Raw genomic sequence first — 12,860 nt, forward strand, 5'->3', positions numbered from 1 at the left:
CCGAGGGGGGAAGAAGAACCAACCCCCCCCCCCCCCTCCCCCCCCCCCCCCCCCCCCCCCCCCCCCCCCCCCCCCCCCCCCCCCCCCCCCCCCCCCCCGGCCCCGCGTCGTCGGGGGCCTCCTCGGCGGGTCCAGTTGAACACCAGGTCCGTTCGAGAGGGCCTGTTCATGCTGAGACACACAGCGCAAGGTCCGTCGACGCAGTGGGGAGTACGACACATGAGCCGCAGCCCGCTCCACACCCGGCTCGGCCGGACGGGGCTGGAGATCAGCAAGCTCGCCTTCGGCACCGTCAACTTCGGTGGCCGAGTGGACGAACCCGGCGCGCACCGGCTGCTCGACCACGCGGTCGCGCGGGGCATCACCTTCCTCGACACCGCCAACACCTATGGCTGGCGCGTCCACAAGGGCCACGCCGAGGAGGTCATCGGCAGCTGGCTGACCGGCCGCCCCGCCCGGCGCGACGAGGTCGTCCTCGCGACCAAGGTGGGCGACCCCATGGGCGAGGGGCCCAACCAGCAGGGCCTGTCCACACGGCACATCATCTCCGCCTGTGAGGCGTCCCTGAGGCGACTCGGCACCGACTGGATCGACCTGTACCAGATCCACCACCTGGACCGGAGCGTCCGCTGGGACGAGATCTGGCAGGCCATGGAGATCCTCGTGGCCCAGGGCAAGGTCCGCTACGTCGGCTCCTCGAACTTCGCCGGCTGGGACATCGCCTGCGCGCAAGAGGCCGCACGGCAGCGCCACTTCCTCGGCCTCGCCGCCGAGCAGTGTGTGTACAACCTCGTGACCCGGCACGCCGAGCTGGAGGTGATTCCCGCGGCGCGGAGCTACGGACTCGGCGTCCTCGTCTGGTCACCGCTGCACGGCGGCCTGCTCAGCGGCGTACTGCGCAAGCTGCGGGAGAACACCGCGGTCAAATCGGGCCAGGGACGCGCGAGCGAGGCCCTGGAACGCCACCGCGCCACGATCGAGGCGTACGAGAAGCTCTGCGCCGACCTCGGGCGGGACCCCGCGGAGGTCGGCATGGCCTGGGTCCTGTCGCGCCCCGGTGTGACCGGGCTCGTCATCGGTCCCCGCACCGAAGCCCACCTGGACGGAGCCCAGGCCGCCCTGGACTCGCCACTGCCCCAGGACGTACTGGACCGGCTCGACGCTCTCTTCCCCCCGGTCGGCCGCGGCGGACCCGCACCCGACGCCTGGCTTTCCTGACTCACCGACGAAAGGACCGGCCTTCTCATGGCCAAGGACGGATTCACCGACCCGAGCATCGTTCCCCACGAGTCGGACCAGGAACGCGACGCGCGCGAGCGGCTGACGAAGCTCCTCGTCGAAAGCCCCATCCCGCCGGAATACCTGATCGACAACCTGCCCGTCTATCTGCGCCGCCACCAGCTCGCCGACCTGCTCTCCATGGACGCGCTGTACCGCATGCTGCCCGAAGTCCCGGGCACCATCATGGAGTTCGGCGTGCTGCACGGCCGCCACCTGGCCACCCTCACGGCCCTGCGCAGCATCTACGAGCCGTACAACTCGCTGCGCCGCATCGTCGGCTTCGACACCTTCACCGGCTTCCCCGAAGACATCAAGGACGTCGACAAGGTCAGCACCAGCGCCGTCGCGGGCCGGTTCGCGACGCCGGAGGGTGAGGTCGACCACCTGCGCGAGGTCCTCGCGGCCCACGAGGCGTCCGAGCCGTTCGGACACACCCAACGGTCCTTCGTCGTCCAGGGCGACGTCCGCGAGACCGTTCCGCGGTACCTGGAGGACAACCCGGAGACGGTCATCGCCCTGGCCTACTTCGACCTGGACCTCTACCAGCCGACCAAGGAACTCCTCGAAGCGATCCGGCCGCACCTGACCAAGGGCAGCATCCTCGCGTTCGACGAGCTGGCCCACCCCAAGTGGCCGGGCGAGACCACGGCCCTGCGCGAGGTCTTCGGCCTCGACCACGCCCCGCTCCGGCAGCTGCCGGGCCGCGAGCCGCCGGTCATCTACATGAAGTGGGGCGAGTGAGCGGACGACGGAAGAGGACGAGCCGATGCCGACCACAGCAACGCTCAGCGCACGTGAGGACGTAGGGCTGCCGGCGCGGCTGGCCCGGTCCGCCGCCACCGGCGACGCCGGATCCCGGATGTCCGTCGACGCCTTCACGGGCTGGCTCGGGTACCGCTCCATGGTGAACCGGTTCCGGGTGGAGCGGATCCCGTTCGCGGAGATGGACGCCTGGTCGTTCGACCCGGAGACGGGAAACCTGCGCCATGACACGGGCCGGTTCTTCAGCGTCGAAGGTCTGCACGTCACCGTGGGGGAGGGGCCCTTCCCCGAGTGGCAGCAGCCGATCATCAATCAGCCCGAGATCGGCATCCTCGGCATCCTCGCCAAGGAGTTCGACGGCGTCCTGCACTTCCTGATGCAGGCGAAGATGGAGCCCGGTAACACCAATCTGCTCCAGCTGTCGCCGACGGTGCAGGCCACCCGCAGTAACTACACCAAGGCCCACAGGGGCGCCGACGTGAAGTACCTGGAGTACTTCACCGGCGCGGCCGATGCGACCGTACTGGTCGACGTGCTGCAGTCCGAGCACGGTGCCTGGTTCTACCGGAAGTTCAACCGCAACGTGGTCGTCGAGACGACCCAGGACGTCGTGGTCGACGACGACTTCTGCTGGCTGACGCTCGGTCAGCTCGGCGAACTGCTGCGGCGTGACGATGTGGTGAACATGGATTCGCGCACCGTGCTCGCCTGCCTCCCCGTCCCCTTCGAGGAGACAGGTGCCCTGCACTCCGATGCCGCGCTGCTGTCGTGGTACGCGGCGGAGCGGTCTCGCCATTCCGTCGACGTACGCAGGATTCCGCTGGCCGGGGTGGCCGGCTGGCGGCGCGGCACGGACTCCATCGACCACGAGCTCGATTGGTACTTCCGTGTGGTCGCCGTGCGGGTGCAGGCGTCCAACCGCGAAGTCGGCGCGTGGACACAGCCCCTGTTCGAACCCCGGGACTCCGGGGTCATCGCGTTCGTCACCCGGAGGTTCGGCGGCGTCCCGCACCTCCTCGCGCATGCCCGGGTGGAGGCCGGTTTCATCGACTCGATCGAGCTCGCGCCGACGGTCCAGTACACGCCGCGGCACTACGCGCACCTCACCGGGGACGCCCGGCCCCCCTTCCTCGACTCGGTGCTCGCGGCCGGCCCCGACCGGATCCGCTACGAGGCCGTGCACTCGGAGGAAGGCGGCCGCTTCCGCAACGCGCAGGCACGCTATCTGATCGTCGAGGCCGACGAGACCGAGGCGCCCGACGAGCCGCCGCCGGGCTACCGGTGGCTCACGGCCGGACAGCTGAACACATTGCTGCGGTACGGCCGTTACGTGAACGTGCAGGCCCGCACGCTCATGGCCGTACTCAATTCACACGCCGTCGAGTGGTGAGGACCCAGGGGATCCCCGTATGACGACCCGACAGACCCAACACACCCAACAGGCCCGACAGACAGGTAGGACAGCAGCCGCCGCGACCGCCCGGGAACTCGCCGTCGAGGGCGCCTTCGAGTTCACCCCCCAGGTGTTCCCCGACGACCGTGGCCTGTTCGTGGCCACGTATCAGCGACCGTTGTTCAGCGACGCGACCGGGCACCCCTTCCCCGTCTTCCAGGCCAGCCAGAGCCACTCCCGCAGGGGGGTGGTCCGGGGCGTGCACTTCACCACGACCCCGCCGGGCACGGCCAAGCACGTCTACTGCGCGCGGGGCCGGGCGCTCGACCTCGTCGTCGACCTCCGGGTCGGATCGCCGACCTTCGGCCGGTGGGACGCGGTCCTCCTCGACCAGGAGCACTTCCGGTCGACGTATCTGCCCGTCGGCGTGGGCCATGCGTTTGTCGCGCTGGAGGACGACACCGCGATGGTGTACCTGATGTCCGGGCCGTTCGTAACGGAGAACGAGCACGCCGTTTCCCCGCTGGACCCGGCACTCGGACTGCCCGTCACGGTGGAGGGCGTCGAGCCGGTCCTGTCCGAGCGCGACACCGTGGCCCCCACCCTGGCCGAGGCGCGCGACCTGGGCATCCTGCCGGACTACCGGACCAGCCTCGCGCTCGAGGCGGCGTTGTGACGGCCGCCGCCACCCGGCCGCTGGTTGTCGTCCTGGGCGCGTCCGGCTATCTGGGCACCGCCCTCACCCGCGAGCTGGCCGCGCGGGACATCCGGCTGCGGCTGGTCTCCCGGCGCCCGGCGGCCGTACCGGACGACGCCCGGGCCGCGGTGGAGCCGGTGACGGCCGACCTGACCGACCCGGCGCAGCTGGCCGCGGCCGTCGAGGGCGCGGACACCATCGTGCACCTCGTCGCGAAGATCGCCAGTACGACGTCGTGGCGTGCGGCGGGTGCCGACCCGCTCATCGAGCGGGTCAACGTCGGCCTGGTGCACGACCTCATCGACGTGTTGCGGAACAACGCGGTGCCGGGCCGGCGCCCCGCTGTGCTGTTCGCCGGATCGGTGGCGTCGGTCGGCGTCCCCGGCAAGGTCCGCATCGACGGTTCGGAGCCGGACGCACCCCAGAGCGCCTACCCCCGGCAGAAGCTCCGGGCCGAGCTTGCGCTGAAGGCCGCCCACGACGAGGGCGTGCTCCGGGCCGTCTCCCTGCGGATGCCGACCATCTTCGGCCCGGGCCCGCGGGAGACGGCGGCCGATCGCGGGGTGGTGGTCACCATGATCCGGCGGGCCCTGGAGGGCCGGCGGCTGGAGCTGTGGGACCGGACCGTGCGCCGGGAGATGATCCACGTGACGGATGTCGCCCGGGCCTTCGTCGCCGCGCTCGACCACGTCGACGCGCTCGGCGGACACCACTGGCTCATCGGCACCGGGCACAGCGAGCCGCTCGGCGACATGTTCACCGCGATCGCCGCGGCCGTGGCGGACCACACAGGGGCGGCCCGCGTGCCGGTCGTCGAGGTCCCGCCGCCGGCCGAGGCCGAGGCCACCGACCTGCAGGGCATGGAGGTGGACGCCTCCGCCTTCACCCGCGTCACCGGCTGGCGGCCGGTGACGGACCGAGCCGTCGCGCTCCCCACCCTGGTCGCCGAGGTGGCCGCCCGCACACCGAGAGGTTGATCATGCGAGTACTCCTGGCCTGCGTCGGCATCAAGACGCACTTCTACAAGGTGGTCAGCACGGCCTGGGCGCTGCAGAACGCGGGGCACGAGGTGCTGGTCGCCGGCCACCCGGTGCTGGTCGACGACATCGTCCAGGCCGGCCTGCCCGCCGTCGCGGTCGGCACCGACCACGCCATGTTCGCCCCCTCCCCGTCCGGCGTGACCTCGTACAGCCGGGAGTGGGACTTCACGTTCTCCACCCCGGAGACGCTGACCTGGGAATACCTCCACGAGCTGCACGCATCGCTGGTCGACCGGTTCCACACCACACTGAACAACGACACCTTCGTGGACGGGATGGTGCGCTTCGCCCGCACCTGGCAGCCCGAGCTGGTGCTGTGGGAACTGGGCACCTACGCCGGTGCCATCGCCGCGCGGGCCGTCGGCGCGGCACACGGCCGTATCGTCTGGGGCCAGGACGTGACGATGCGGGCCAGGGAGGAGTTCCTCGCGCTCAACCGCGCACGCCCGGCGGACCGGCGGAGCGACCCGCTCGCCGACTGGCTGGGCGGTGTCGCCGCCCGCTTCGGCGACACCTTCGACGAGGAGCTCGTCACCGGTCAGTGGACGGTGGACCTGCTGCCCGAGAGCGCACGGCTGAAGTCCGGCCTCAAGACGATCCCCAGCCGTTACGTGCCGTACAACGGCCCCTCGGTCGTACCGGAGTGGGTGTACGAGCCCCCGAAGCGCCCCAGGGTCTGTCTCACCCTCGGTGTGGCCGGGCGGGAGCGCGGCCTGGACTACGTCTCCCAGGCCGACCTGCTCGACGCCGTGGCCGACCTCGACATCGAAATCGTCGCCACGATGGACAGCCTCCAGCGCGAGAACCTGCGAGCGGTGCCGGACAACGCCCGCCTCGTCGACTTCATCCCCCTGCAGGCCCTCCTGCCGAGCTGCTCGGCCATCGTCCACCACGGCGGATCGGGCACCTGGGGCACGGCCATGGTGTGCGGCGTACCCCAGGTCGTGATCGCCGCCACCTGGGACACCCCGGTCAAGGGCCAACACCTGGAGCGCGTCGGTGCCGGGCTCTGCATTCCGGCGGCGGAACTGAAGCCGGACCGGCTGCGCGAAATGCTCGTCCGGGTACTGGCGGAGCCTTCCTTCCGTGCGGCGGCGGAGCGCCTCCGCCAGGAAGCCCTGGCCGAGCCCTCCCCGAACGAGACGGTGCCGATCCTGGAGCGGCTGACCGCTCAGTACCGCACTCGGTAACACCGTGAGCTTCTCCCACCCGCTTGCCGGCGTTGCGCCGCAGACCCACGGAGCGAACACGTGAAGGCACTCGTCCTGTCCGGGGGGTCGGGGACTCGGCTCAGGCCGATCACCCACACCTCGGCGAAGCAAATGGTCCCCGTGGCCAACAAGCCCGTCCTCTTCTACGGCCTCGAAGCGATCGCGGACGCCGGGATCGAAGAGGTCGGCATCATCGTCGGCGAGACCGCCCAGGAGATCCGGGAAGCGGTGGGCGACGGCTCGAAGATGGGGCTCCGCGTCACCTACCTCCCGCAGGAGGAGCCACTGGGGCTCGCCCACGCGGTGCTGATCGCGCGGGACTTCCTCGGCGACGACGACTTCGTGATGTACCTCGGCGACAACTTCATCCTCGGCGGCATCACCGGGCTCGTCGACACGTTCCGCGAGGAACGCCCCGACGCGCAGATCCTCCTGACCCAGGTACCCGACCCCCGGGCCTTCGGGGTGGCCGAACTCGACGCGACCGGCCGGGTGATCGGCCTTGAGGAGAAGCCGACCCATCCCAAGAGCGACCTCGCCCTGGTCGGCGTCTATCTCTTCACCCCCGCGGTCCACGAGGCGGTCCGGGCGATCGAGCCGTCCTGGCGTGACGAGCTGGAGATCACCCACGCCATCGAATGGCTGATCAAGCAGGGCAAGGACATCCGTTCCACGACGATCTCCGGCTACTGGAAGGACACCGGCGGAGTCGAGGACATGCTGGAGGCCAACCGGACCATTCTGGAGACCCTGGTCACCCGGATCGACGGCGATCTGGACGACACCAGCGAAATCATCGGACGCGTCGAGATCGCCGAAGGCGCCGTGATCCGCGCGTCACGCATCGTCGGACCCGCGATCATCGGAGTCGGTACCACGATCTCCCACTCCTACGTCGGCCCCTTCACCTCGATCGCCGACAACTGCCGGGTGGAGGACAGCGAGATCGAGTTCTCGATCGTGCTCGGCGACTCCTCCATCACCGGCGTCCGTCGGCTGGAGTCCTCCCTCGTGGGACGGAACGTACAGGTCACTCCCGCGCCCCGGACCCGTGCGGCGCACCGGCTCATCCTCGGCGACAACAGCAAGGTGCAGATTTCCTCATGACCCACAGGATCCTGATCACCGGAGGAGCCGGCTTCATCGGCTCGCACTACGTCCGTACGCTGCTCGGTACCAACGGCCCCGGCGACGTCGCCGTCACCGTCCTCGACAAGCTCACCTACGCGGGCAACCGGGCCAACCTCGACGCGGTGCGCGACAACGCCGCGTTCGCCTTCCAGCACGGTGACATCTGCGACGCCGCTCTGGTGGACCAACTGGCAGCGGAACACGACCAGATCGTCCACTTCGCGGCCGAGACCCACGTGGACCGTTCGATCACCGGCGCCGACCCCTTCGTGCGAACGAACGTAGTGGGTACCCAAGTCCTCCTCGACGCGGCCGCGCGGCACGGCATCGGCACCTTCGTCCACATCTCCACGGACGAGGTGTACGGCTCCGTGGACCACGCCTGCCTCGAAACGGAGCCGCTGCGCCCGACGTCCCCGTACTCGGCCTCCAAGGCCGCGAGCGACCTGCTCGTCCTGGCCTACCACCACACCCACGGCCTGGACACGCGGATCCTGCGCTGCACCAACAACTTCGGGCACCACCAGTTCCCGGAAAAAGTCATTCCGCTCTTCGTCACCAACCTCCTCCAAGGCCGCAAGGTGCCGCTGTACGGCGACGGCCTGAACGTCCGGGAGTGGCTGCACATCGACGACCACGTACGAGGCATCGAACTCGTACGGCTCCGGGGCAGGCCCGGCGAGATCTACAACATCGGCGGCGGTACGGAGCTGACGAACCGTGAGCTGACCCGGCGGCTGCTCGCCGCCTGCGGCGTCGGCTGGGAGATGGTCGACCCCGTCCCCGACCGCAAGGGACACGACAGGCGCTACTCCGTCGACTTCACCAAGATCCGCACGGAGCTCGGATACCGGCCGGAGCGGAGCTTCGACGCGGCCCTGGCCGAGACCGTCGCCTGGTACCGCGAGAACCGGGCCTGGTGGGAGCCGCTGCGCGCCCATGACCTGGCCGCCGCCTGACCCGGCCGCGCCGCCCACGCAGGTCGGCGGCGCGCCGGGCCCAGGGACGCGACGCGGGTTCCGCACGTTGCTCGGTGTCGACCTCTGGGAGCGGTTCAGCTTCTTCGGGATGAGCGCGATCCTGGTCCTGTACCTCACCGCGAGCCCTGCCGACGGCGGCATGGGCATGGCCCCCCGGACGGCCACCGCGCTGTTCGCCACGTACATGTCCCTGACCTTCATGGCCCAGCTGCCCGGCGGCTGGCTGGCCGACCGGGTGCTCGGTGCCCGTCGAGCCGTGCTCTGCGGCGGTGCTCTCATCGCGGCGGGGCACGCCGTCCTGTCCCTCACCCCCGCCCCCACGCTCTACGCCGGGCTCGCCCTCATCGTCATGGGCACGGGCCTGGCCAAGCCGTCCCTGGCCGCGATGGTGGCCGCCGTGAGCGGCGGCGAGCGGCGCGAAGAGGCGTTCCGCCGCTTCTACATGTGCATTCAGGTCTCCGCGCTGCTCGCCCCCCTCGTCACCGGACTGCTCGCCGAGAAGGTCGCCTGGCACCTCGGCTTCGCCGCTGCCGCGTTCGGCATGGCGGCGGGCCTGGCGCAGTTCGGCATCGGCCTCCGCGCCTTCGAAGGGGTCGGCCGTGCCCCGACGCGCCCGCTCTCGCCCGACGAGGTCCGCACCGCGGCCCGTCGAGCGGCCGTGGTCCTGGCGGTCGCGGCCGCCGCGGTCACCGCGGTCGCCCTCGGCGTGCTGCCGCTGACCGCGGTGCTGGCACTGCTGGGCCTGGCCACCCTCGCCACGCCCTTCCTCTATCTGCGCGCGCTGCGCCGCCGGCTGCCCGTCGACGGCGAACCGCTCGCCGCGTTCACGGCCGTGATGGCGGCCTCCGCCGCCTTCTGGATGATTTTCGCCCAGAGCGGCTCGGCGCTCGCCCTCTTCGCGGAGCGCCACACGGACCGCACCGTCCTCGGCTTCGACGTGCCGGCGAGCTGGCTCCAGTCGGTGCACCCACTGTTCGTACTGCTGCTGGCCGCGTTCGTGTCGCGGTGGCGCGCCGCCGTGGTCACGAAGGTCGCGGGCGCGTTGGGTGTCGCGGGTCTGAGCTTCGTCGTCATGGCCGTGGCCGCCCTGCGCGCTCAGGACGGCCCGGTCTCCACGGCGTGGCTGATCGCGGTCTATCTGCTGTACTCCTTCGGTGAGATCGTCCTCGCCCCGGCCGGCCTCGCCCTCGCCGCGGCGGTCGCCCCGGCTGGTTTCACGAGCCGGTTCCTCGGCCTCAACGGCCTGTTCGCCGCGGTCGGCGTCGTCCTGGGCGGCCAGCTCTACCGGCTGACCGCGGTGCTCCCGCTGCCCGTTTACTTCCTGCTGATGGGCAGCGCGGTGCTCGCGGTCGGCGCCGCTGTGGCCGCCGCGGCGCACCGCCTGCGCCCGCACCTGCCGATCTGATCGGCAGCCGGTTGCGCGCGGGCGCGGAAGGGCGAGGGGTGCTGCTCCTCTCAGGTCAGTTCGAACCCGTGGTAGTGCGCCACCGCCACCCCGTCACCGATCTGTTTGTAGGTGCCGACACCGCCGGCGAACGGCATGAACACCCGCTGTTTCCCTGGGATGTTGGCGCCCATGTACCACGATGCGGCCCGCGGCATCACGGTGAGGGCCGCGATGTCGTTGGTGGTGTTCACCCAGTTGTCCTCGGCGTCGGGCGCCGGCTCCATGCGGTGCAGGCCGTGCTCACGGAGGTACTCCAGTGCCCGGGTGATCCAGTCGACGTGGTACTCGATCGAGGTCATCATGTTGGACAGCACCGACGGGCTCTGCGGGCCGGTGACCATGAACAGGTTCGGGAAGCCGGCCGACATCACGCCCAGATACGTCCGCGGACCGTGCGCCCACTTCTCCCGCAGGGTTCGGCCCGCGCCGCGGATGTTCATGGCGCTCAGCGCGCCGGTCATTGCGTCGAAGCCCGTGGCCAGGATGATCACATCGAACTCGTGCCGGGTCTCGCCCGCGACGATCCCGCGCCGGTCGATGCGGCGGATCGGCTGCTCGTTGATGTCGATCAGCGACACGTTGTCCTGGTTGTAGACCTCGAAGTAGCCGGTATCGACGCACATCCGCTTGCTGGCGATCGGGTACGTACGCGGCGACAGTTTCTCCGCCAGCCGCGGATCCTTGACCTTTTCCCGGATCCGGCCGCGTACGTACTCGGCGGCGACCTCATTGGCCTTCATGTCCTTGAGGATGTCCTGGTAGGCGCTGGAGAAGCACAGGCCGCCGTCGGCCCAGCGCGTGTCGAACTCGCGCCGGACCTCCTCGGGCTCGGTCTCCACCAGGGACCGCGTGCCGCTGCGGCACTGGAATCCGGTGCGCGACAGCCGGCTGTACTCCCGGATCTCGCGGTAGCGCGTCCTGGCGTCGGCCAGCCGCTCGTCGTTCGGGCCGTTGTGCGCCGGTACGGCGAAGCTCGGCGTGCGCTGGAAGACCGTGAGCTCGCCGACGACCGGCGCGATCGCGGTGATCGTCTGCAGCCCGGAGGAACCGGTGCCGATCACGGCGACGCGTTTGCCGGCCAGGTCGACGCCCTCGTGCGGCCAGCGGGACGTCCAGTACACCTCTCCCGCGAAGTCCGCCAGCCCTTCGAACCGCGGCCGGGACGGTACCGAGAGGCATCCGGTCGCCGCGATCACGTACCGCGCGGTGCGCGCCGTGCCGTCGTCGGTCGTCACCGTCCACCGACGCGCGTCATCGTCCCAGTCCAGCTTCTCGACACGGGAGTTGAAGACGATGTCCTTGCGCAGGTCGTACCGCTGCGCGACATGCTGCGCATAGGAGAGCAGTTCCGGTTGCGCGGCGTACCGCTCGCTCCAGTTCCACTCCTGCTCCAGCTCCGGATCGAAGGAGTACGAGTACTCGACCGACTCGATGTCGCAGCGCGCCCCTGGATAGCGGTTCCAGTACCAGGTGCCGCCGACATCGTCGCCGGCCTCGATGACGCGTGCGTCGAAGCCGAGCCCGCGCAGCCGGTGCAACTGGTACATGCCCGCGAACCCGGCACCGATGATGATCACCTCATGACCGGAAGCGGGGCCAGGAATGGGACCGGGCATGGGACCCGGCGCGGGGTCAGGTGTGTGGTCAGGCATGGAGCACGCCTCCCTTGTCGTACGAGGCGACGAAGTCGTTGATGTGCTCGGCGACGAGCCGCATCCCCTCGTCGTACCCCGGCAGCAGCTTCGCCATCTGGAAGTACGCGTGCATCTGGCCCTTGGCCTCTTCGAGCGTGACCGCGACCCCGGCGGCCTCCAGGGCCTTTGCGTACGCGACGCCTTCGTCGTGCAACGGGTCGTACTCGGCCACGTAGACCAGGGCCGGGGGCAGCCCCGCGTGGCTGTCGGCGCGCAGCGGGGACGCGTCAGGGTTCTTGCGGGCTTCCTCGTCCGCGAGGTAGTGCCCCCAGAACCAGATCATGGTGTCCCGGCTGAGCAGCAGTTGGTTCTCGGGCGCGAGGCAGGAGGGCGTGTTGAGGTCGCAGTCGGTCACGGGATAGATCAGGACCTGGTAGTCGATCTTCGGCCCCGCCTTGTCGCGCGCCCACAGCGTCAGCACCGCGCTGATGTTTCCGCCGGCACTGTCGCCGGCGACGATCAGCGGGACACCCTCGGGCGCCAGCTCCGCGGCATGGTCGGCCACCCAGACCAGACCGGCATAGCTGTCTTCGATCGCGGCCGGGAAGGGATGCTCCGGAGCCTTGCGGTAATTGACGAGCACCACGGTCGAGCGCGTGGTGTTCGCCAGTTGGCGGCCCAGGTGGTCGTACTGCAGGTCGATGTCACCGAGCACCCAGCCTCCGCCGTGGAAGTACACGATGATCGCCTTCGGTTCGCCGTCGGGCTTGAGTATGCGGGCTCTGAACTGGCCGCCCTTTCCGTCCAGTTTGAGGTTCCGTACCGATCCGACCTCCGGGCCCGGTCCACTCAGGCCGGCGAGGATCGGCCCGCTCATCCGGGCGATGGCCGGTGTCGACTCATGGGTCGCCGGGCCTTCGGCCTCGGCCAACCGGGCGAGCAGCGCCTGTGATGCGGGGTCCAGAGGCATGCGGCCTTCTCCTCGTTCTCGGTTCCCGTCGTCTTGTGATGCCGGTGGCGATCCATCCCTTGGTGATCCCTTGGCGATCCCCTGGTGCTCCAAGGACTCCAAGGACTCCAAGGTCTTCAACGTCGTCTTCAAGGTAAGGACGGATTCCGCTGACCGGCAGGGCACGGGAGGCCACACCTCGGCCGTTGTGGCCACCGAAGCGGTGCCGGTCGATTGACGCCGGATCGCCCGTTGGCGAAACTGGCCACATGACTCCCGGCGGACCCGCGGCCGGCGGACCCGCGAGTCACGCGTCACCCCAGGTGATCGCGACC

At 70.1% G+C, this 12,860-nt stretch carries 12 protein-coding genes; 10 read left to right on the top strand and 2 right to left on the bottom strand.

Features of this window, described 5'->3' with window-relative positions:
* Window positions 1-219: 219 nt before the first annotated feature.
* Genes ACZ4MH_RS07880 through ACZ4MH_RS07920 form a run of 9 tightly spaced genes read left to right on the top strand, consistent with a single transcriptional unit; the run spans window position 220 to window position 9,900 of the window.
* On the top strand, window positions 220-1,218 hold the full coding sequence (locus tag ACZ4MH_RS07880; protein WP_351586440.1) for an aldo/keto reductase: 999 nt from the start codon (window positions 220-222) through the stop codon (window positions 1,216-1,218).
* Between the two features lie 27 nt (window positions 1,219-1,245).
* Window positions 1,246-2,022 (top strand): class I SAM-dependent methyltransferase, encoded by a 777-nt coding sequence (locus ACZ4MH_RS07885; RefSeq protein ID WP_351586442.1) that lies wholly within the window; start codon window positions 1,246-1,248, stop codon window positions 2,020-2,022.
* A gap of 25 nt (window positions 2,023-2,047) precedes the next feature.
* Window positions 2,048-3,433, top strand: a complete 1,386-nt coding sequence (locus ACZ4MH_RS07890) for an NDP-hexose 2,3-dehydratase family protein (RefSeq protein ID WP_351586444.1) — start codon at window positions 2,048-2,050, stop codon at window positions 3,431-3,433.
* 19 nt (window positions 3,434-3,452) lie between these two features.
* A complete protein-coding gene (locus tag ACZ4MH_RS07895) occupies window positions 3,453-4,112 on the top strand; it encodes a dTDP-4-dehydrorhamnose 3,5-epimerase family protein (protein WP_351586446.1) in 660 nt (219 codons plus the stop codon).
* On the top strand, window positions 4,109-5,110 hold the full coding sequence (locus tag ACZ4MH_RS07900; protein WP_351586448.1) for an NAD-dependent epimerase/dehydratase family protein: 1,002 nt from the start codon (window positions 4,109-4,111) through the stop codon (window positions 5,108-5,110). The genes ACZ4MH_RS07895 and ACZ4MH_RS07900 overlap by 4 nt, the downstream gene beginning before the upstream one ends.
* Before the next feature lie 2 nt (window positions 5,111-5,112).
* Window positions 5,113-6,363, top strand: coding sequence for an activator-dependent family glycosyltransferase (locus ACZ4MH_RS07905; RefSeq protein ID WP_351586450.1), 1,251 nt, complete (start codon window positions 5,113-5,115; stop codon window positions 6,361-6,363).
* A gap of 60 nt (window positions 6,364-6,423) precedes the next feature.
* Window positions 6,424-7,491, top strand: a complete 1,068-nt coding sequence (locus ACZ4MH_RS07910) for a glucose-1-phosphate thymidylyltransferase (protein ID WP_351586452.1) — start codon at window positions 6,424-6,426, stop codon at window positions 7,489-7,491.
* Window positions 7,488-8,474, top strand: coding sequence for a dTDP-glucose 4,6-dehydratase (rfbB, locus tag ACZ4MH_RS07915; RefSeq protein WP_351586454.1), 987 nt, complete (start codon window positions 7,488-7,490; stop codon window positions 8,472-8,474). Before ACZ4MH_RS07910 ends, rfbB begins: the two co-directional genes overlap by 4 nt.
* A complete protein-coding gene (locus ACZ4MH_RS07920) occupies window positions 8,455-9,900 on the top strand; it encodes a peptide MFS transporter (RefSeq protein WP_351586456.1) in 1,446 nt (481 codons plus the stop codon). Before rfbB ends, ACZ4MH_RS07920 begins: the two co-directional genes overlap by 20 nt.
* Before the next feature lie 50 nt (window positions 9,901-9,950).
* Here ACZ4MH_RS07920 and ACZ4MH_RS07925 read toward each other — a convergent pair whose 3' ends face one another.
* Together ACZ4MH_RS07925 and ACZ4MH_RS07930 are read right to left on the bottom strand one after the other, a co-directional pair.
* Entirely contained in the window at window positions 9,951-11,519 is a 1,569-nt protein-coding gene (locus ACZ4MH_RS07925) for a flavin-containing monooxygenase (protein ID WP_351586458.1), read from the bottom strand.
* Window positions 11,520-11,586: 67 nt separating this feature from the next.
* Window positions 11,587-12,546 carry an alpha/beta hydrolase gene (locus ACZ4MH_RS07930; RefSeq protein WP_351586460.1) on the bottom strand — a complete coding sequence of 320 codons (960 nt, stop codon included), beginning with the start codon at window positions 12,544-12,546 and terminating at the stop codon, window positions 11,587-11,589.
* 70 nt (window positions 12,547-12,616) lie between these two features.
* On the opposite strand from ACZ4MH_RS07930, the gene ACZ4MH_RS07935 reads away from it, so the two are divergent.
* On the top strand, window positions 12,617-12,763 hold the full coding sequence (locus ACZ4MH_RS07935) for a hypothetical protein (RefSeq protein WP_351586462.1): 147 nt from the start codon (window positions 12,617-12,619) through the stop codon (window positions 12,761-12,763).
* The last annotated feature ends 97 nt before the right edge of the window (window positions 12,764-12,860 follow it).

Source organism: Streptomyces sp. NPDC026301 (assembly GCF_055567935.1).